This is a genomic window from Streptomyces sp. NPDC100445 (genome assembly GCF_044759735.1).
Lineage (GTDB): Bacteria > Actinomycetota > Actinomycetes > Streptomycetales > Streptomycetaceae > Streptomyces.
On record NZ_JBIVZV010000002.1, the window covers coordinates 644,108 to 663,699 of the forward strand.

Annotated in this window: 17 protein-coding genes; 15 read left to right on the forward strand and 2 right to left on the reverse strand. The window is 71.8% G+C overall.

What is annotated here, in order from left to right:
• Positions 1 to 30: 30 nt before the first annotated feature.
• The 9 genes from ftsW (at position 31) to ACIQVT_RS08300 (ending at position 8,742) form a co-directional block, all read left to right on the forward strand.
• Positions 31 to 1,410: a putative lipid II flippase FtsW gene (ftsW, locus tag ACIQVT_RS08260; protein WP_403749323.1), complete on the forward strand. Its 1,380-nt coding sequence runs from the start codon at positions 31 to 33 to the stop codon at positions 1,408 to 1,410.
• A 6-nt stretch (positions 1,411 to 1,416) separates the two neighbouring features.
• On the forward strand, positions 1,417 to 2,511 hold the full coding sequence (gene murG, locus ACIQVT_RS08265; protein WP_403749325.1) for an undecaprenyldiphospho-muramoylpentapeptide beta-N-acetylglucosaminyltransferase: 1,095 nt from the start codon (positions 1,417 to 1,419) through the stop codon (positions 2,509 to 2,511).
• 79 nt (positions 2,512 to 2,590) lie between these two features.
• On the forward strand, positions 2,591 to 3,385 hold the full coding sequence (locus tag ACIQVT_RS08270) for a cell division protein FtsQ/DivIB (RefSeq protein ID WP_403749327.1): 795 nt from the start codon (positions 2,591 to 2,593) through the stop codon (positions 3,383 to 3,385).
• Between the two features lie 280 nt (positions 3,386 to 3,665).
• A complete protein-coding gene (gene ftsZ / locus ACIQVT_RS08275) occupies positions 3,666 to 4,877 on the forward strand; it encodes a cell division protein FtsZ (RefSeq protein ID WP_403749329.1) in 1,212 nt (403 codons plus the stop codon).
• A complete protein-coding gene (pgeF, locus tag ACIQVT_RS08280; RefSeq protein ID WP_403749332.1) occupies positions 4,874 to 5,602 on the forward strand; it encodes a peptidoglycan editing factor PgeF in 729 nt (242 codons plus the stop codon). The genes ftsZ and pgeF overlap by 4 nt, the downstream gene beginning before the upstream one ends.
• 6 nt (positions 5,603 to 5,608) lie before the next feature.
• The gene (locus tag ACIQVT_RS08285) at positions 5,609 to 6,328 is read left to right on the forward strand and encodes a YggS family pyridoxal phosphate-dependent enzyme (protein WP_403749334.1); all 720 of its coding nucleotides are present in this window, start codon (positions 5,609 to 5,611) and stop codon (positions 6,326 to 6,328) included.
• Positions 6,329 to 6,456: 128 nt separating this feature from the next.
• Entirely contained in the window at positions 6,457 to 7,098 is a 642-nt protein-coding gene (locus tag ACIQVT_RS08290; protein ID WP_030642042.1) for a cell division protein SepF, read from the forward strand.
• Between the two features lie 59 nt (positions 7,099 to 7,157).
• Positions 7,158 to 7,448, forward strand: coding sequence for a YggT family protein (locus tag ACIQVT_RS08295; RefSeq protein WP_403749337.1), 291 nt, complete (start codon positions 7,158 to 7,160; stop codon positions 7,446 to 7,448).
• 52 nt (positions 7,449 to 7,500) lie between these two features.
• On the forward strand, positions 7,501 to 8,742 hold the full coding sequence (locus ACIQVT_RS08300; RefSeq protein ID WP_403749339.1) for a DivIVA domain-containing protein: 1,242 nt from the start codon (positions 7,501 to 7,503) through the stop codon (positions 8,740 to 8,742).
• Between the two features lie 163 nt (positions 8,743 to 8,905).
• On the opposite strand, the gene ileS is transcribed toward ACIQVT_RS08300, so the two are convergent.
• Positions 8,906 to 12,049 (reverse strand): isoleucine--tRNA ligase, encoded by a 3,144-nt coding sequence (gene ileS, locus ACIQVT_RS08305; protein ID WP_403749341.1) that lies wholly within the window; start codon positions 12,047 to 12,049, stop codon positions 8,906 to 8,908.
• 602 nt (positions 12,050 to 12,651) lie between these two features.
• Between ileS and ACIQVT_RS08310 the strand changes: the two genes are divergently transcribed.
• The 5 genes from ACIQVT_RS08310 (at position 12,652) to ACIQVT_RS08330 (ending at position 17,656) form a co-directional block, all read left to right on the forward strand.
• Positions 12,652 to 13,797: a TraR/DksA C4-type zinc finger protein gene (locus ACIQVT_RS08310; RefSeq protein ID WP_403749343.1), complete on the forward strand. Its 1,146-nt coding sequence runs from the start codon at positions 12,652 to 12,654 to the stop codon at positions 13,795 to 13,797.
• A gap of 67 nt (positions 13,798 to 13,864) precedes the next feature.
• Positions 13,865 to 14,503: a signal peptidase II gene (gene lspA / locus ACIQVT_RS08315; RefSeq protein ID WP_403749345.1), complete on the forward strand. Its 639-nt coding sequence runs from the start codon at positions 13,865 to 13,867 to the stop codon at positions 14,501 to 14,503.
• A gap of 97 nt (positions 14,504 to 14,600) precedes the next feature.
• Positions 14,601 to 15,545, forward strand: a complete 945-nt coding sequence (locus ACIQVT_RS08320; protein ID WP_403749347.1) for an RluA family pseudouridine synthase — start codon at positions 14,601 to 14,603, stop codon at positions 15,543 to 15,545.
• Positions 15,542 to 16,009: a GNAT family N-acetyltransferase gene (locus ACIQVT_RS08325; RefSeq protein ID WP_403749350.1), complete on the forward strand. Its 468-nt coding sequence runs from the start codon at positions 15,542 to 15,544 to the stop codon at positions 16,007 to 16,009. The genes ACIQVT_RS08320 and ACIQVT_RS08325 overlap by 4 nt, the downstream gene beginning before the upstream one ends.
• A 60-nt stretch (positions 16,010 to 16,069) precedes the next feature.
• The gene (locus ACIQVT_RS08330; RefSeq protein ID WP_403749351.1) at positions 16,070 to 17,656 is read left to right on the forward strand and encodes a Na+/H+ antiporter; all 1,587 of its coding nucleotides are present in this window, start codon (positions 16,070 to 16,072) and stop codon (positions 17,654 to 17,656) included.
• A 144-nt stretch (positions 17,657 to 17,800) separates the two neighbouring features.
• Here ACIQVT_RS08330 and ACIQVT_RS08335 read toward each other — a convergent pair whose 3' ends face one another.
• Positions 17,801 to 18,907, reverse strand: coding sequence for a mechanosensitive ion channel family protein (locus ACIQVT_RS08335; RefSeq protein WP_403749353.1), 1,107 nt, complete (start codon positions 18,905 to 18,907; stop codon positions 17,801 to 17,803).
• A gap of 108 nt (positions 18,908 to 19,015) precedes the next feature.
• On the opposite strand from ACIQVT_RS08335, the gene ACIQVT_RS08340 reads away from it, so the two are divergent.
• Positions 19,016 to 19,588, forward strand: coding sequence for a dienelactone hydrolase family protein (locus ACIQVT_RS08340; RefSeq protein WP_403749355.1), 573 nt, complete (start codon positions 19,016 to 19,018; stop codon positions 19,586 to 19,588).
• The last annotated feature ends 4 nt before the right edge of the window (positions 19,589 to 19,592 follow it).

Below are 19,592 nucleotides of genomic sequence, written 5' to 3' on the forward strand. Positions count from 1 at the left end.
TGGGACGGTCGACGTTCAGTGGAGGCGCCGATGCCCAGTAGCCGAACCGGCCGGCCGCCCGTGCAGCGGGCGTCCCGGCGCCCTCGTCCCGTCGTACCCCGGCCCCCGCGCGAGAACCCCGTCCAGCGGTTCGCCACGCGCGTGCGCCGGGCCTGGGACCGGCCGCTGACCGCCTACTACCTGATCGCCGGCGGCAGCGTGCTGATCACCGTGCTCGGCCTGGTGATGGTCTACTCGGCCTCCCAGATCACCGCGTTGCAGCTGTCCCTGCCGGGGTCGTACTTCTTCCGCAAGCAGTTCCTCGCCGCGCTCATCGGCGGCGCACTGCTGTTCGCGGCCTCCCGCATGCCGGTGAAACTGCACCGGGCGCTGGCCTACCCGATCCTCGCCGGCGCCGTCTTCCTCATGGCCCTGGTCCAGGTGCCCGGGATAGGGATGTCGGTCAACGGCAACCAGAACTGGATCTCGCTCGGCGGCTCCTTCCAGATCCAGCCCAGCGAGTTCGGCAAGCTGGCCCTGGTGCTGTGGGGCGCGGACCTGATCGCCCGCAAGCAGGAGCGGAGGCTGCTGAACCAGTGGAAGCACATGCTGGTCCCGCTGGTCCCGGGCACCTTCCTGCTGCTCGGGCTGATCATGCTCGGCGGCGACATGGGCACCGCGATCATTCTGACGGCGATCCTGTTCGGCCTGCTGTGGCTCGCGGGCGCGCCGACCCGGCTGTTCGCGGGCGTGCTGTCGGTCGCCGGCCTGATCGGCGTGGTCCTCATCAAGACCAGCCCCAACCGGATGGCCCGGCTCGCCTGCATCGGCGCCACCGAGCCGAAGACCGGGGTCGCCGACTGCTGGCAGGCCGTGCACGGCATCTACGCGCTCGCCTCCGGCGGGTTCTTCGGCTCCGGGCTCGGCGCGAGTGTGGAAAAATGGGGTCAACTCCCGGAGGCCCACACCGACTTCATCTTCGCTGTCACCGGCGAGGAACTGGGCCTGGCGGGGACGCTGTCGGTGCTCGCCCTGTTCGCGGCTCTAGGCTATGCGGGTATCCGCGTGGCCGGACGCACGGAGGACCCCTTCGTCAGGTATGCCGCGGGAGGCGTGACCACCTGGATCACCGCCCAGGCGGTGATCAACATCGGTGCGGTGCTCGGTCTGCTGCCGATCGCCGGTGTCCCCCTCCCGCTGTTCTCCTACGGAGGATCCGCCCTGCTGCCGACCATGTTCGCCATCGGGCTGCTGATCGCCTTCGCGCGCGACGAGCCCGCTGCGCGGGCGGCGCTCGCGACGCGGCAACCTCGCTTTGGTAGAAAGCGGGCGGGAGGCTCCGGCGCCGGACGGGTGTCCGGCCGGGGGCCACGGAGATGGAACACGATGCGACGGCGTGCCTCGGCGGCGCGTACGTCCGGAGAGCGGTGAATTTCGGTGCATGTCGTACTCGCCGGTGGGGGGACCGCCGGCCACATCGAGCCCGCGCTCGCCCTCGCGGACGCCCTGCGCAGGCAGGACCCGACCGTGGGGATCACGGCCCTGGGCACGGAACGCGGCCTGGAGACCCGGCTCGTCCCGGAGCGCGGCTACGAGCTGGCGCTGATCCCCGCGGTGCCGCTGCCCCGCAAGCCCACGCCCGAGCTGATCACCGTGCCGGGCCGGCTGCGCGGCACGATCAAGGCGGCCGAGCAGATCCTGGAGCGCACCAAGGCGGACGCCGTGGTCGGCTTCGGCGGTTACGTCGCCCTGCCCGGCTACCTGGCCGCCAAGCGCCTGGGCGTGCCCATCGTGATCCACGAGGCCAACGCCCGCCCGGGCCTGGCCAACAAGATCGGCTCGCGGTACGCGGCCCGGGTCGCCGTCTCGACCCCCGACAGCAAGCTGCGTGACGCGCGTTACATCGGCATCCCGCTGCGGCGCTCCATCGCCACCCTGGACCGCGCCGCCGTCCGCCCGGAGGCCCGCGCCCGCTTCGGGCTCGACCCGAACCTGCCCACGCTGCTGGTCTCCGGCGGTTCCCAGGGCGCCCGGCGCCTCAACGAGGTCGTCCAGCAGGTCGCTCCGTGGCTCCAGCAGGCCGGCATCCAGATCCTGCACGCGGTCGGCCCGAAGAACGAACTGCCGCAGGTGCACCAGATGCCGGGAATGCCCCCCTATATCCCGGTAAGTTATCTGGACCGGATGGACCTCGCGTACGCGGCGGCCGACATGATGCTCTGCCGCGCGGGCGCGATGACCGTCGCCGAACTCTCCGCCGTCGGGCTGCCGGCCGCGTACGTCCCGCTGCCCATCGGCAACGGCGAACAGCGGCTGAACGCCCAGCCGGTGGTCAAGGCCGGCGGCGGACTCCTCGTCGACGACGCGGAACTGACGCCCGAGTGGGTGCAGCAGCACGTCCTGCCCGTGCTCGCCGACCCCCACCGGCTGTACGAGATGTCCCGCTCGGCCAGTGAGTTCGGCCGCCGGGACGCCGACGACCTGCTCGTCGGCATGGTGTACGAGGCGATCGCCTCACGCCGTCAGCACTAGGCACGGTCGGGTGAGCCGAAGGGGGCGCGCACCGGTTGGGGCGCCCCCGGGGTGAACCGGGCCAGGAAAAGGAGTGAGCGTGGCCGGACCGACGACCGCCGAGCGCGGGGAACGCCGGCAGGAGTCGTCCGGCCCGCCTCCCGCCTCCCGGACCAGGAGGCGGCGCCTGCTGGTGTCCGCCGCCGCGGCGGCCCTCCTGCTGTTCCTCGGGGCCGGAGCCGTCTGGGCGTTGTACGGCTCCGGCTGGCTGCGCGTGGAGCACGTCTCGGTCTCCGGGACGCGGGTGCTGACCCCGGCCCAGGTGCGCGAGGCGGCGGCCGTGCCCCTCGGGGAGCCGATGATCTCGGCCGACACGGACGCCGTCGAGGCCCGGCTCCGCCGGAGACTGCCCCGGATCGACACCGTGGACGTGGTGCGTTCCTGGCCACACGGGATCGGCCTGAAAGTGATCGAACGCACTCCGGTCCTCCTTGTCCGAAAGGGCGGGAAGTTCATCGAAGTCGATGACGAAGGTGTCCGATTCGCCACGGTTTCGCAGGCACCGAAAGGCGTTCCGGCGCTGGAGATGTCCGTCTCCCGCAAGGGGCCCGGCGCCGCGAGCCTGCGGCGCTTCGGCGTCGACCGGCTGGTACGCGAGGCCGTACGCGTCGCCGGTGACCTGCCGGAGCCCGTGCTGAGGCTCACCCGCGCCGTCCAAGTCCGTTCCTACGACGCCATCTCGCTGGAGTGGGGCGACGGGCGCACGGTGGCATGGGGCAGCGGCGAGAACGGCGGCGCCAAGGCCCGGGCCCTCACCGCTCTCATGAAAGCAGTTCCCGGCGCACGGCACTTTGATGTCAGCGTTCCCACCGCCCCTGCGTCAGCGGGGAGTTGACGCACATCAGTGCAGGCCAGCACCCTGGTTGGGCACTGCTATGCCTGATCACATAGGGTGAAAAGAAAAACGGGAGGTTCGGCGTGTTCGTTGAACGGGCGCCACTTGTCGACTTAGTGTCCTGTTCAGAAGACTCCAGGGAACAGACACACTGGTAACCCTAAACTTCAAGGTTAGGGTTCGGGTCGGCGCTACGGACCGTCCCATTCGGCATCCGTCGTCCCGGCGCGGGGCACCCGCACGGCGACGACAACGTAATTCGAGGCGAGAGGCCTTCGACGTGGCAGCACCGCAGAACTACCTCGCAGTCATCAAGGTCATCGGTGTCGGCGGCGGTGGTGTCAATGCCATCAACCGGATGATCGAGGTCGGTCTCAAGGGCGTCGAGTTCATCGCCATCAACACCGACGCCCAGGCGCTGTTGATGAGCGACGCCGACGTCAAGCTCGACGTCGGCCGCGAACTCACCCGCGGACTCGGCGCCGGAGCCAACCCGGCCGTCGGCCGCAAGGCCGCCGAGGACCACCGCGAGGAGATCGAGGAGGTCCTCAAGGGGGCCGACATGGTCTTCGTGACCGCCGGCGAGGGCGGCGGCACCGGCACCGGCGGCGCCCCCGTCGTGGCCAACATCGCGCGCAACCTGGGTGCCCTGACCATCGGCGTGGTCACGCGCCCGTTCACCTTCGAGGGACGGCGCCGCGCGAACCAGGCCGAGGACGGCATCGCGGAACTCCGCGAAGAGGTCGACACCCTCATCGTCATCCCCAACGACCGGCTGCTGTCCATCTCGGACCGCCAGGTCTCGGTCCTGGACGCCTTCAAGTCCGCGGACCAGGTCCTGCTCTCCGGTGTGCAGGGCATCACCGACCTCATCACCACCCCCGGCCTGATCAACCTGGACTTCGCCGACGTCAAGTCGGTCATGTCCGAGGCGGGTTCGGCCCTCATGGGCATCGGCTCGGCCCGCGGCGACGACCGCGCGGTGGCCGCGGCCGAGATGGCGATCTCCTCCCCGCTGCTGGAGGCGTCCATCGACGGCGCCCGCGGCGTGCTGCTCTCCATCTCCGGCGGCTCCGACCTCGGCCTGTTCGAGATCAACGAGGCCGCCCAGCTGGTCAGCGAGGCCGCCCACCCCGAGGCCAACATCATCTTCGGCGCGGTCATCGACGACGCGCTGGGCGACGAGGTCCGGGTCACCGTGATCGCGGCCGGCTTCGACGGCGGCCAGCCGCCGGCCCGCCGGGACAACGTCCTCGGCTCGGCCACCGGTTCGGCGCCCGTCCGCCGCGAGGAGCCCGCCCCGGCCCGGTCCAGCGAGCCCAGCCGTCCGTCCTTCGGCTCGCTGGGCAGCGTGAAGCCCAAGGAGGAGCCGGAGCCGGCACCCGAGCCGGTGGCCGACATCCCGGTCCCGCCGCCGGTCACGCCGGCACCGCGGCCGGCCTACGCGGACAGCACGGCCGAGGAGCTGGACGTCCCGGACTTCCTCAAGTGATAGGACGGCGCGAGAGCGTGAGCGGCGCGCACTTCGCCTTCACCGACCGGTGGGGCGGGGTGAGCGCCGCTCCGTACGAGGAGCTGAACCTCGGGGGCGCGGTCGGCGACACTCCGCAAGCCGTGCGCGCCAACCGGGAGCTGGCGGCCGGGGCGCTGGGCCTGGAGGCCCAGGCGGTGGTCTGGATGCGGCAGATCCACGGCGCCGACGTCGTGGTGGTGGACGCGCCGTGGGGCGACCGTCCGGCGCCGGAGGCCGACGCGGTCGTCACCACCCGGCGCGGGCTCGCCCTCGCCGTCCTCACCGCCGACTGCGTGCCGGTGCTGCTGGCCGACCCCGTCGCCGGGGTCGTCGCCGCGGCCCACGCCGGCCGGCCCGGCATGGTCGCCGGGGTCGTTCCCGCCGCCGTACGGGCCATGACCGAACTCGGCGCCGTGCCCGACCGGATCGTCGCCCGCACCGGCCCGGCCGTCTGCGGACGGTGCTACGAGGTGCCGGAGGCGATGCGCGCCGAGGTGGCCGCCGTCGAACCGGCGGCGCACGCCGAGACGAGCTGGGGCACGCCCGCGCTCGACGTGAGCGCCGGCGTGCACGCGCAGCTCGACCGGCTCGGGGTGTGCGACCGGGTGCAGTCGCCGGTGTGCACCCGGGAGTCGAAGGACCATTTCTCGTACCGCCGGGACCGCGCCACGGGGCGGCTCGCCGGCTATGTGTGGCTGGACTGACGGGGTATGACGGACCGCAGGAACGAACTCGCCGCGAACCTGGCGAAGGTGGAGGAGCGCATCGCCGCCGCGTGTGCGGCGGCCGGGCGCGGGCGGGACGAGGTGACCCTCATCGTGGTCACCAAGACCTACCCGGCGAGCGACGTGCGGATCCTGTCCGGGCTCGGCGTGCGCGAAGTCGCCGAGAACCGTGACCAGGACGCGGCCCCGAAGGCCTCCGAATGCGCGGATCTGCCCCTGACATGGCACTTCGTCGGTCAGTTGCAGACCAACAAAGTGCGTTCCGTGGTCGGTTACGCCGATGTCGTGCAGTCCGTCGACCGTTCCCGGCTCGTCACCACGCTGTCGAAGGAGGCGGTGCGCGCGGAGCGCGAGGTGGGCTGCCTCCTCCAGGTCGCGCTCGACGCCGGGGCGAGCGGCCGCGGCGAACGCGGCGGCGTGGCGCCGGACGGAATTGAAGAGTTGGCCGACCTCGTGGCCGCGGCACCCGGGCTGCGGCTCGACGGTCTGATGACCGTCGCTCCGCTCACCGGGGAATACGCGGGACGCGAACAGGCGGCGTTCGCCCGGCTCATAGATTTGTCGACCGACCTGCGCCGGACCCATCCTGCTGCAACCATGGTGTCCGCGGGGATGAGTGCGGACCTCGAGCAGGCCGTGGCCGCCGGGGCGACACATGTACGCGTCGGCAGTGCGGTACTCGGAGTCCGCCCCAGGCTCGGGTAACGTCGCCAGGAAGTCGGACCACAGCAGAAAATATGGTCAGTGTCCGCCAAGGCGGGCACAACGACCACGTGGATCGCGGGCATTTGGCAGTCGTCAGTCGATCCACCACAGAGCGGAGGACTCAGAGAATGGCCGGCGCGATGCGCAAGATGGCGGTCTACCTCGGCCTCGTGGAGGACGATGGGTACGACGGCCGTGGATTCGACCCCGACGACGACTTCGAACCCGAGCTGGACCCGGAGCCCGAGCGGGACCACCGACGGCACGAACCGTCACATCAGTCGCATGGCGCACATCAGTCCCAAAGGGACGAAGAGGTGCGGATCGTGCAACCCCCCGCGCCGCGCGAGCCGGTGGCCCGTTCGACTTCGCTCGCCGCGGAATCGGGACGTCCGGCGCGGATCGCGCCCGTGGCATCCATCACACAAGAACGTCAGTCCCTGGAGAAGAACGCACCGGTGATCATGCCCAAGGTCGTGTCGGAACGAGAGCCTTACCGGATCACCACGCTCCACCCGCGGACCTACAACGAGGCCCGTACCATCGGGGAACACTTCCGTGAGGGCACCCCGGTGATCATGAATCTGACTGAGATGGATGACACGGACGCCAAGCGACTTGTCGACTTTGCGGCCGGTTTGGTGTTTGGTCTTCACGGCAGCATCGAGCGGGTGACGCAGAAGGTGTTCCTGTTGTCTCCTGCTAACGTCGATGTCACGGCGGAGGACAAGGCCCGCATCGCAGAGGGCGGGTTCTTCAACCAGAGCTGAGACGCAGGACCGGACCGCAGTACCGAAAGCATGGAGCAGGGGAGAGGTAACCGCAGGCCATGAGCGTGTTCGCGCAGGTGATCTACATCGCGCTGATGGTGTTCCTCGTCGTGCTCATCTTCCGGCTGGTCATGGATTACGTGTTCCAGTTCGCCCGCTCGTGGCAACCCGGCAAGGCGATGGTGGTCGTACTGGAGGCCACCTACACTGTCACCGATCCACCGTTGAAGCTTCTGCGGCGGTTCATCCCGCCGCTGCGTCTCGGGGGCGTGGCGCTCGACCTGTCCTTCTTCGTACTGATGATCATCGTTTACGTCCTCATCTCCGTTGCGCAGCATTTCGTGAGATGAGGGTGGACGATACGGTCTTGCCGACTGCCGATGACTACGTTGAGGTGAAGAGATGCCGTTGACCCCCGAGGACGTGCGGAACAAGCAGTTCACGACCGTCCGCCTCCGAGAAGGCTATGACGAGGACGAGGTCGATGCCTTCCTCGACGAGGTCGAAGCCGAACTGACCCGTCTGCTCCGCGAGAACGAGGACCTGCGGGCCAAGCTGGCCGCGGCCACGCGCGCGGCCGCGCAGAACCAGCAGAACATGCGCAAGCCCCCGGAGCAGGACCAGCAGCAGGGCATGCCGCAGCAGGGGATGCCCCAGCAGGGCATGCCGCAGCAGGGCATGCGAGGTCCCGGCGCACCGGTGCCCGCCGGCATATCGGGCCCGCCGCAGCAGCAGATGGGTGGCCCCATGGGTGGTCCGCCCCAGCTGCCGAGCGGTGCCCCGCAGCTGCCCGCCGGCCCCGGCGGTCAGGGTGGCCCGCAGGGTCCCGGCCCGATGGGCCAGGGTCCGATGGGCCAGGGCCCGATGGGGCAGAACTCCATGGGTCAGGGTTCCATGGGGCAGGGCTCGATGGGCCAGGGGTCCATGGGCCAGGGGTCCATGGGCCAGGGCCACATGGGCGGTCAGCCGCCCATGCAGCAGCAGATGGGCGGCCCGATGGGCGGTCCCATGGGTGGTCCGATGGGCGGCCCCGGTCAGGGCCCCGGCGGCGACAGTGCCGCCCGTGTCCTCTCGCTGGCCCAGCAGACCGCCGACCAGGCGATCGCCGAGGCCCGCTCCGAGGCCAACAAGATCGTCGGTGAGGCCCGCAGCCGCGCCGAGGGTCTGGAGCGTGACGCGCGTGCCAAGGCCGACGCCCTGGAGCGGGACGCGCAGGAGAAGCACCGCGTGGCCATGGGTTCCCTGGAGTCCGCCCGCGCCACGCTGGAGCGCAAGGTCGAGGACCTGCGCGGCTTCGAACGCGAGTACCGCACGCGGCTGAAGTCGTACCTCGAGTCGCAGCTGCGCCAGCTGGAGACCCAGGCCGACGACTCCCTGGCCCCGCCGCGCACTCCGGCCACCGCGTCCCTGCCGCCGTCCCCGGCGCCCTCCATGGCACCGGCCGGCGCGAGCGCCCCGTCCTACGGCGGCAACCAGGGCATGGGCGGCAACCCCGGCCCGTCCGGTCCGTCCTACGGCGGCCAGCAGCAGATGACCCCGGCCATGACCCAGCCCATGGCCCCGGTCCGCCCGCAGGGTCCGTCCCCGATGGGTCAGGCGCCCTCGCCGATGCGCGGGTTCCTGATCGACGAGGACGACAACTGAGCACCGGGCATTAGGACGACAACGGCGTCGGCAGCGCCCAAGGGGCGGGCCCCCGGACTTCGGTCCGGGGGCCCGCCCCTTTTACGCGGGTTGCGCGCGGCCGGGCGCGCACGCGCAAGGGCCCGGTCCCCTCGGGGACCGGGCCCTTCGGTGGGGCGGGCGGCTACGCGCGGCGCAGGCGGAACGTCAGGGACAGGCCCTCGTCGGTGAAGGTGTCGCCGTAGGTGTCGTCGGCCTCGCCCTGGGCGAAGTCGGTCGCGAGCACCTCGTCGGCGATCAGCGCGCTGTGTCCGGACAGCGCGGCGACGACCGCGGGATCGGTCGAGGTCCACCGCAGGGCGATCCGGTCGGCGACGTCCAGGCCGCTGTTCTTGCGGGCCTCCTGGATCATCCGGATCGCGTCACGGGCCAGGCCGGCCCGGCGCAGTTCCTCGGTGATCTCCAGGTCGAGGGCGACGGTGGCGCCGGAGTCGGAGGCCACCGACCAGCCCTCGCGGGGGGTTTCGGTGACGATGACCTCGTCGGGGGAGAGGGTGACGCTCTCCCCGTCGACGTCCACGCGGGCGGTGCCCTCGCGCAGGGCGAGGGAGAGGGCGGCGGCGTCGGTGGCGGCGATGGCCCGGGCCACGTCCTGGACGCGCTTGCCGAACCGCTTGCCCAGCGCACGGAAGTTGGCCTTGGCCGTCGTGTCGACCAGGCTGCCGCCGACCTCGCTGAGCGAGGCCAGCGCCTCGACGTTCAGCTCCTCCGTGATCTGCGCGTGCAGCTCCGGGTCGAGGGACTCGAAACCGGTGGCCGCGATCAGCGCGCGCGACAGCGGCTGACGGGTCTTGACCCCCGACTCCGCGCGCGTGGCGCGGCCCAGCTCCACCAGCCGGCGCACCAGGACCATCTGCCGGGACAGCTCCGGGTCGATCGCCGACAGGTCCGCCTCGGGCCAGCCGGCCAGGTGCACGGACTCGGGCGCGCCCGGGGTGACCGGTGCGACCAGGTCCTGCCACACCCGCTCGGTGATGAACGGCGTGATCGGCGCCATCAGCTTGGTGACCGTCTCCAGCACCTCGTGCAGGGTGCGCAGCGCCGCCTTGTCGCCCTGCCAGAACCGGCGGCGCGAGCGGCGCACGTACCAGTTGGACAGGTCGTCGACGAACGCGGACAGCAGCTTGCCGGCGCGCTGGGTGTCGTAGGCCTCCAGTGCCTGGGTGACCTGGTCGGTCAGGGCGTGCAGTTCCGACAGCAGCCAGCGGTCCAGCACCGGACGGTCGGCCGGCGCAGGGTCGGCGGCGGACGGCGCCCAGTTCGAGGTGCGGGCGTACAGGGCCTGGAAGGCGACCGTGTTCCAGTACGTCAGCAGGGTCTTGCGGACGACCTCCTGGATGGTGTTGTGGCCGACCCGGCGGGCCGCCCAGGGGGAGCCACCGGCCGCCATGAACCAGCGCACCGCGTCCGCGCCGTGCTGGTCCATCAGCGGGATCGGCTGGAGGATGTTGCCCAGGTGCTTGGACATCTTGCGGCCGTCCTCGGCGAGGATGTGCCCCAGGCAGACGACGTTCTCGTACGAGGACCGGTCGAAGACGAGGGTGCCGACGGCCATCAGCGTGTAGAACCAGCCGCGGGTCTGGTCGATCGCCTCGGAGATGAACTGCGCCGGGTACCGGCTCTCGAACAGCTCCTTGTTCCTGTAGGGGTAGCCCCACTGCGCGAACGGCATCGAACCGGAGTCGTACCAGGCGTCGATGACCTCCGGCACGCGTGTGGCCGTCTTCCCGCAGCCGTCGTGACGGCAGGCGAAGGTGACGTCGTCGATGTACGGCCGGTGCGGGTCCAGGCCCGACTGGTCGGTGCCGGTCAGCTCGCCCAGCTCCGCCCGGGAGCCCACGCAGGTGAGGTGGTCGTCCTCGCAGCGCCAGATCGGCAGCGGCGTGCCCCAGTAGCGGTTGCGGGACAGCGCCCAGTCGATGTTGTTGTCCAGCCAGTCGCCGAAGCGGCCGTGCTTGACCGTCCCCGGGAACCAGTTCGTCTTCTCGTTCTCCTGGATGAGACGGTCCTTGACCGCCGTCGTCCTGATGTACCAGGAGGGCTGCGCGTAGTACAGCAGCGCGGTGTGGCAGCGCCAGCAGTGCGGGTAGCTGTGCTCGTAGGGAAGGTGCCGGAAGAGGAGGCCGCGCCCGTCCAGATCCTCGGTGAGCTTCTCGTCCGCCTTCTTGAAGAAGACGCCGCCTACCAACGGGACGTCCTCCTCGAAGGTGCCGTCCGGGCGGACCGGGTTGACCACCGGCAGGCCGTAGGCGCGGCAGGTCCTGAGGTCGTCCTCACCGAAGGCGGGGGACTGGTGGACCAGGCCCGTACCGTCCTCGGTGGTGACGTACTCGGCGTTGACGACGTAGTGCGCCGGCTCGGTGAACTCCACCAGCTCGAAGGGGCGCTGGTACGTCCACCGCTCCATCTCGGCGCCGGTGAACGTGCGGCCGGTGGTCTCCCAGCCCTCGCCGAGCGCCTTGGCCAGCAGCGGCTCGGCGACGACGAGCTTCTCCTCGCCGTCGGTGGCGACGACGTAGGTGACCTCCGGGTGCGCGGCGACCGCGGTGTTGGACACCAGCGTCCAGGGGGTCGTCGTCCACACCAGGAGCGCGGCCTCGCCGGCGAGCGGGCCGGAGGTGAGCGGGAAGCGGACGTACACGGAGGGGTCGACGACCGTCTCGTAGCCCTGCGCCAGCTCGTGGTCGGACAGCCCGGTGCCGCACCGCGGGCACCAGGGGGCGACCCGGTAGTCCTGGACCAGCAGTCCCTTGCCGAAGATCTCCTTCAGCGACCACCACACCGATTCCACGTACTCGGGGTCCATGGTGCGGTAGGCGTCGTCCAGGTCGACCCAGTAGCCCATGCGGGTCGTCAACTCGGCGAAGGCGTCGGTGTGCCGGGTCACCGACTCGCGGCACCGGTCGTTGAACGCGGCGATGCCGTACGCCTCGATGTCCTGCTTGCCGGAGAAACCCAGCTCCTTCTCGACGGCCAGCTCGACCGGCAGGCCGTGGCAGTCCCAGCCGGCCTTGCGGCCCACGTGGTAGCCGCGCATGGTGCGGAAGCGGGGGAAGACGTCCTTGAAGACGCGGGCCTCGATGTGGTGGGCACCGGGCATGCCGTTGGCGGTGGGCGGCCCCTCGTAGAACACCCATTCGGGGCGACCCTCGGACTGCTCCAGGCTCTTGGCGAAGATCTTCTGTTCGCGCCAGAAGTCGAGCACGGCGTGCTCAAGAGCGGGCAGGTCGACCTGTGCGGGCACCGGGCGGTACGTCGGCGCTGTCATCTGCGAGCATCCTCCAACGGACTTGCTGCCTTCCGTCGGAGGGACGAGAGCCTTCGATCCTGTCTACGCCGTGTGCGGCGCGCTCCCGCGGTACCACCCTCCTTGGCCCTCCGCCGCGCCGTACGCGCCGTGGGCCCCCTCATTGGGTCGCGATGCCGGGTCTACTCACCGCCGCCCTGCGGCTGCGGCTTTCTTCCGGCGGCTCCGGGGTGATCTTCACGTCGCGCCGACCCCCGGGCTCACACCGTCCCCGGGTCGCTCTGGGCTGCGTACGCCGCTACTCGTCCCCATCCACGCTTCTCGCTCCGCCCAGTGTACGGCGCCGCGCGGACAGCGGCGGACCGGTTTTCCCGCGGCCCGGGCGCGCGGTCCGGGGCCCGGCCGCGTGACCCGAATGGCCAGGGGGCGGACGTCGGCGTCCGCTCGGGCGGGACCGGGCGGATTACCGGGCGGGGAGCTGGGCACAACGGATGCAGGCCCGTGGCTCGGGGGGTGCGGGCGGGCGAATCGGGCGGTGTGCCCCGTTGCCGCGGGACTCGAGTCGATTTATCGTCCCAGCACGATTCGCGAGCAAGATCGCAACAGGTGAAGGGGCCGCGGCCATGGTGGCGAAGAAGACCGCCGTACAGCAGCCGGCGACCGGGCGGACGGGCGCGGGACCCGCCACCAGGAGGACGGCCGCGGGGAGGCCGGCAGCCGGTCACGCGGCTCCCGAGCGGGACCGTCCCGGGCAGCGGGGCGCGGGGGAGGAGGCGGAACGGGCCGAGAAGGCGGAGGATCGGGTGGCGGGCGGAGCCGTCGCGAAGACGCCGGCCGCGAAGACGCCGACCACGAAGAAGGCGGCCGTACGGAAGACGCCGGAGCGGAGGACGCCCGTGAAGGAGACCGCCGTGCGGGACGCGTCCCGGACCGGGGCGCCGGCCGAGCGGTCCGCGCGGAAGCCGGCGGACCGGACGGCGGCGGACCTGACGGCGGCCGAGCGGTCGGCGGCCGAGCGGGCGCCGGCCGGGACGGCGGCCGCCGGTGAGGCCGCGGCGGAGCGGACCGCGGCGAGGACGGCCGCGGGCGGGAACGCCGTGGACGATGCGGCGGCGGACGAGCCGGCCGCCGACGAGGTGGTCACGGACAGGACGGCCCCCGAGGAGCCGACGGCGAGGAAGGCCGGCGGCCGGCGGGCGGTCCACGAGGGCGTCTCCACGGAGGCGGCCCACAGGAGCACGGCCAAGAAGGCGGGTGCGGCGCGGGCCGCGAAGCAGACAGGAGCCACGACAGTGGTTGCGAAGAAGACCCCTGGCACGGTCACGGCGGAACAGACCCCCCTTCCCAAGGCGCGCGCCGCCGCGACGGACCCCGGCGAGCTGGCGGTCCGCTCCGGCGAGGACCCCTGGACCCCGGAAGAGGTCGCGGAGGCCCGCGCGGAGCTGGACTCGGAGGCGGGGCGGCTGCGGGCGGAGATCAGCTCGTCGGAGGCGTCCGTCGCCGGCCTGATGCGGGACTCCGGGGACGGCGCGGGTGACGACGAGGCCGACACCGGCACCAAGAACATCACCCGCGAGCACGAGATGGCGCTGGCCGCCAACGCGCGCGAGATGCTCGACCAGACCGAACGCGCCCTGGAACGGCTGGACGCGGGCACCTACGGGCTGTGCGAGAACTGCGGCGATCCCATCGGCAAGGCACGCATGCAGGCCTTCCCCCGGGCCACCCTGTGCGTGGAGTGCAAGCAGAAGCAGGAACGCCGCTCCTGAACGCCTGGGGTCCGGGGGGCGTGCCGTAGTCTCGTCCTCAGTCAGGCACCTAGGTTGAGGGACTCACGTGGCAGAGGCGGAGCGGATCATCGGTACGCCGGGCACTCCGGACGACGACGGCGGCGAGCGGACCACGGCGGCCGGAGCGCCCGCCGGCCCGGACGCGTCCGGCCCGGCCGGTGCGGGCCGGGAGCCGGCCCCGGCGGGGCGGCGGACCGGCCGTGGGCGCCGGATCGCCGTGCTGTTCGCGGTGGCCGCGTTCGCGTACGCCCTCGACCTGATCAGCAAGATGCTCGTCGTCGCCCGTCTGGAGGGACACGCGCCGATCCGGGTCGTCGGGGACTGGCTGGAGCTGCACGCCATCCGCAATCCGGGCGCGGCCTTCGGGTTCGGCGCGGCCTTCACCGTCATCTTCACGCTCATCGCGGCCGCCGTGATCCTGGTGATCATCCGGCTCGCCCGCAAGCTCTACAGCTTCCCCTGGGCGATCGCGCTCGGCCTCCTGCTGGGCGGGGCGCTCGGCAACCTCACCGACCGGATCTTCCGGGCGCCCGGGATCTTCGAGGGCGAGGTCGTGGACTTCATCGCGCCCCAGGGCTTCGCGGTGTTCAACCTCGCCGACTCGGCCATCGTGTGCGGCGGCATCCTGATCGTGCTGCTGTCCTTCCGCGGCCTGGACCCGGACGGCACCGTCCACAAGGACTGACAGCGCAGCCGGTCCGAGCGGCCCGCGGGTCCCGCGGGACCGGGAGTTTTCCACAGGCCCGTTCGGTGGGGCGGCACCCGTCCGGCATACTCGACGGGTGAGCACGATTCCCGAGATCCGCACCCTGCCCGTGCCGGACGGCCTGGAGGGCGAGCGCGTCGACGCCGCCATCTCCCGGATGTTCGGCTTCTCCCGCACCAAGGCGGCGGAGCTGGCCGCGTCCGGCAAGGTCCAGGTCGACGGCGCGGTGGTCGGCAAGTCCGAGCGGGTGCACGGCGGCGCCTGGCTCGAGGTCGAGATGCCGCAGGCGGCGGCCCCGGTGCAGGTGGTCGCCGAGCCGGTCGAGGGCATGGAGATCGTGCACGACGACGACGACGTGGTCGTGATCGTCAAGCCGGTCGGCGTGGCCGCGCACCCGTCGCCGGGCTGGTCCGGGCCGACCGTGATCGGCGGTCTCGCCGCCGCCGGGTACCGGATCTCCACCTCCGGCGCCGCCGAGCGCCAGGGCATCGTGCACCGCCTCGACGTCGGCACCTCCGGCCTGATGGTGGTCGCGAAGTCCGAGCGGGCCTACACGTCGCTCAAGCGCCAGTTCAAGGAGCGCACGGTCGACAAGCGCTACCACACCCTGGTCCAGGGCCACCCCGACCCGACGAGCGGCACGATCGACGCCCCGATCGGCCGCCACCCGAACCACGACTACAAGTGGGCGGTCACGGCGGACGGCAAGCCGTCGGTCACCCACTACGACCTGGTCGAGGCGTTCCGCGCGGCCTCCCTGCTCGACGTGAAGCTGGAGACGGGCCGCACCCACCAGATCCGCGTCCACATGGCCGCGCACCGCCACCCGTGCGTCGGCGACCTCACCTACGGCGCCGACCCGACCCTCGCCAAGCGCCTGCGCCTGACCCGCCAGTGGCTGCACGCGGTCCGGCTCGGTTTCGAGCACCCCGGCGACGGACAGTGGGCGGAGTTCACCAGCGACTACCCCGAGGACCTGCGGCAGGCCCTGGACCAGGTCCGGGAGGAGACGTGGGCGTGAGCCCGCGCCTCACCGTCCGGGTCGTGACGGACCTCGCCGACCGCGAGGCCTGCTTCGCGATCCGCAAGGAGGTCTTCGTGGCCGAGCAGGGCGTCGCCGAGGACGTCGAGTACGACGCCTGCGACGCCGTGGCCGTGCACGTGCTGGCGGTCCGCGAGGACGGTGTGCCGCTGGGCACCGGACGGCTGCTGCACGGCGAGGCGGCCGCCGCGAAGACCGGTGGCGACCCGGCGGTGGGCTCCCTGGGGCGGCTCGCGGTCTCCCGGGAGGCACGCGGGCTGGGCGTCGGCGCGGTCCTGGTGCGCGCCATCGAGGACACCGCCCGCGAACTGGGTCTCACCGCCGTGGACCTGCACGCGCAGACCCACGCGCTGGGTTTCTACGAGCGGCTGGGTTACGAGGCGTACGGCCCGGAGTTCCCGGACGCCGGCATACCGCACCGGGCGATGCGCCGCGCCCTGTGACCCCGGCGTCGTGGCAGGCTAGAGGCCTGCCGTGTGATCGTCGAGCCCGGAGCGCAGTCCGTGGATCAGTTGGCCCTGTTGTTCGCCCTGTTGCTCGGGGCCCTGGTGAGCGTCCCGGTCGGGGACCGGCTCGGGGTGCCGGCACCCGTGCTGATGACGCTGTTCGGCGGGGCCCTCGCGGTCGCCGACTTCGTGCCGGACGTGAACATCCCGCCCGACCTCATCCTGCCCGCGCTGCTGCCGCCGCTGCTCTACGCCGCCGTGCGCCGGACCTCCTGGCGGCAGTTCGCGGCCAACGTCCGCCCGATCTTCCTGCTGGCCGTCGCCCTGGTCTTCGTGACCACGGTGTGCGTGGCCGTGGTCGCCAGCGCGATCGTGCCCGGACTGCCGATCGCCGCCGCCGTCGCGCTGGGCGCCCTGATCGCGCCGCCCGACCCGGTCGCCGCGACCAGTGTCGCCGGACAGCTGGGGCTGCCGCGCCGCCTGGTCTCCATCCTGGAGGGTGAGGGCCTCTTCAACGACGTCACGGCCATCGTGCTGTACCACGTGGCGATCGCCGCCGCCCTGAGCGGCTCCTTCTCGCCCTGGCGGGCCGGGCTCGACCTCGTGCTGTCCGCCGTCGTCGCGGTGGCCGTGGGACTGGTGCTGGGCTGGGGCGCCAACAGGCTGATGGACCTGCTGGACGACCCGACCCTCCAGATCGGCATGACGTTGCTGGTGCCGTTCGCCTCCTACGTGCTCGCGGAGAAACTGCACGGCTCCGGGGTGCTCGCCGTGCTCACCACGGCCCTGTTCCTCGCCGAGTACGCCACCGACGCCGACGACGTGATGACCCGGCTGGCCGGGCACACCTTCTGGGACATCATCGACACCCTCGTCACCGGGGTCGCCTTCGGGCTGATCGGCCTGGAGCTGCACAACGCCATCCACACCGGCCGCGGCCGCTGGGGCGAGCTGCTGGGCTGGTCGGCGGCCGTGGTGGCGGTGGTCGTCGTCGTACGGCTGCTGTGGCTGCTGCCGGCCACCTGGCTGACCCAACGGCTGCACGCCCGCCGGGACTACGACGAGGAGATCCCGGTGAGCTGGCGGGAGACCGTCGTCATGTGGTGGTCCGGGATGCGCGGGGTGGCCTCGGTGGCGCTGGTCCTCGCCATCCCGCTGAGGACCGACGACGGCTCGCCGTTCCCGCAGCGGGACGTGCTCGTGTTCATCGCCTTCGGGGTGATCATCGCGACGCTGGTGGTGCAGGGCCTGACGCTGCCGTGGCTGGTGAGACGGCTGGGCGTACAGGCCGACTCCGAACGGGAGAAGGAGTTCGAGAAGGAGCTCGCGGTGCGGGCCGCGAAGGCCGCCAAGCGCAGGCTGCGGGAGATCGAGCAGGTGGAGGACCTGCCCGACGACCTCTCGGAGCAGATGCTGCGGCGGGCCTTCGACATCGGCATCCGGATCAGTCCGGACATGGGCGAGGAGGAGCGCCGGGAGGCGCAGCACCAGCGGGTCAGACGGCTCAAGCGGGTGCGGCGCATCCAGGGCGAGATGCTCAGCGCGGCCCGGCACGAGGTGCTGGCGGCGCGCAGCGAACCGGGGGCGGACCCGGAGATCGTGGACCGGGTGCTGCGCCACCTCGACGTGCGCAGCCTGCGGTGACCCGCGGCCGCGGCCGCGGGGCCGCGGGAGCGTCCCGGCCGCCGTGGCTGCTGTGGCTGCCGTGGCCGCCGGGGACCGGGTGCCGGCCCTGAGCCGGTGGTCACGGCTGACCGGACCGGGCCCCCGTCCGGTCGCCCCGTCCCGTCAGCCCCGGCCGGTGCGCGGGAACTCGTAGGCCTTGCGCAGCGAGGCGCGGTCGGGGGACGGGACGCGGTAGGGCGGGAGCACGGCGTCGGAGGTGTTCACCCGGGGCAGCGCGTAGGGGTGCTCCTCCGACAGCCAGGAAATCATCTGCTCGCGGACGGTGACCCGCACCGTCCAGATGTCGTCCGCGTCCTTCGCCGTCACCAGCGCCCGCACCTGGACGGTGTTGGGGGTGGTGTCGGTCACCTGGAGGCCGGCGGCGCGGCCGTCCCAGGCCGGGCACGTGCGCAGGATGTCCCGCAGCTTCTCGCGCATCGCCCCGACCGGCGCGCTGTGGTCGAGGTACCAGTAGACGGTCCCGGTCATCTGCGGGGTGCCCCGGGACCAGTTCTCGAAGGGCTTGGAGGTGAAGTACGACACCGGCATGGTGATCCGGCGCTCGTCCCAGGTCCGTACGGTCAGGAAGGTCAGGGTGATCTCGTCGACCGTGCCCCACTCGCCGTCCACGACCACCGTGTCGCCGATGCGGACCATGTCGCCGAAGGCGATCTGGAGGCCGGCGAACAGATTCGACAGCGTCGACTGGGCGGCGACACCGGCGACGATGCCGACGATGCCGGCGGAGGCCAGCAGCGAGGCACCGGCCGCGCGCATCGCGGGGAACGTCAGCAGCATCGAGGCGATCGCCATCACGATGACGACCGCGGACACCACCCGCATGATCAGCTCCACCTGCGTGCGCACACGGCGCACCCGGGCCGCGTCCCGGTGGACGCGCGCGTAGCGGCTGTAGGAGGTCTCGACGACGGCCGCGGCGATCCGGATCACCAGCCAGGCGGCCGACCCGATCAGCACCAGCGTCAGCCCGCGGCCGATGCCGGTGTGGTGCTCCGGGGACAGCTGTGCCTGGTCGTAGGAGCCTCTGAGCAGGGCGGCGCACAGCACCAGCTGGTAGGGGATGCGGCCGCGCCGCAGCAGCTCCCACAGCGGCGAGTCCGGATTGCGTTCGTCGGCCTTGCGCAGCAGCCGGTCGGTGGCCCAGCCGAGGGCAAGGGTGAGCAGCACCGAGCTGCCCACCACGATCAGGGGGCGGAGTACGTTCTCCATGCCTCCGAACGTAACCGGCCTCGGCGGGTGATGAACATGTGTGTTCCGACCGTGTGCGGGTACGGCCGCCGATACGGCCGCGCGGGCGGCGGCTGGCACCATGGCCTCATGAACATCATGCTCTTCCACTCGGCCTACGGACTCAGGCCCGCGGTGCGCGAGGCCGCGGACCGGCTGCGCGCTGCCGGACACGAGGTGTGGACGCCGGACCTCTTCGACGGACACACGTTCGACACCGTCGAGGACGGTATGCGGTTCCAGGAGCGCACCGGCAAGGAGGAGCTGCTGAAGCGGGCCGTGCTGGCGGCGGCGCCGTACTCGGACCGGGGGCTGGTGTACGCCGGGTTCTCGCTGGGCGCGTCCGTCGCCCAGACCCTCGCACTCGGCGACGACAAGGCGCGCGGGTTGCTGCTCCTGCACGGCACCTCGGACATCGCGCCGAACGCGCGGGTGGACGAGTTGCCGGTGCAGCTGCACGTGGCGGAGCCGGACCCGTTCGAGACGGACGACTGGCTGAGCGCCTGGTACCTCCAGCTGGGCCGGGCGGGCGCCGACGTGGAGGTGTACCGGTACGCCGGGGCCGGACACCTCTACACCGACCCCGGTCTGCCGGACCACGACGCCGAGGCCGCCGAGGCCACCTGGCGGGTGGCGCTCGGCTTCCTGGAGACGCTGGGCTGAGCGA

Excerpts from the sequence above, each read along its gene's own strand:
- ACIQVT_RS08300 (WP_403749339.1), top strand. The coding sequence starts at position 7,501 with ATGCCGTTGACCCCCGAGGACGTGCGGAACAAGCAGTTCACGACCGTC.
- ileS (WP_403749341.1), bottom strand. The coding sequence starts at position 12,049 with ATGACAGCGCCGACGTACCGCCCGGTGCCCGCACAGGTCGACCTGCCC.
- ACIQVT_RS08285 (WP_403749334.1), top strand. The coding sequence starts at position 5,609 with ATGACGGACCGCAGGAACGAACTCGCCGCGAACCTGGCGAAGGTGGAG.
- ACIQVT_RS08310 (WP_403749343.1), top strand. The coding sequence starts at position 12,652 with ATGGTGGCGAAGAAGACCGCCGTACAGCAGCCGGCGACCGGGCGGACG.
- ftsW (WP_403749323.1), top strand. The coding sequence starts at position 31 with ATGCCCAGTAGCCGAACCGGCCGGCCGCCCGTGCAGCGGGCGTCCCGG.
- ACIQVT_RS08290 (WP_030642042.1), top strand. The coding sequence starts at position 6,457 with ATGGCCGGCGCGATGCGCAAGATGGCGGTCTACCTCGGCCTCGTGGAG.
- ACIQVT_RS08340 (WP_403749355.1), top strand. The coding sequence starts at position 19,016 with ATGAACATCATGCTCTTCCACTCGGCCTACGGACTCAGGCCCGCGGTG.
- ACIQVT_RS08295 (WP_403749337.1), top strand. The coding sequence starts at position 7,158 with ATGAGCGTGTTCGCGCAGGTGATCTACATCGCGCTGATGGTGTTCCTC.
- ACIQVT_RS08335 (WP_403749353.1), bottom strand. The coding sequence starts at position 18,907 with ATGGAGAACGTACTCCGCCCCCTGATCGTGGTGGGCAGCTCGGTGCTG.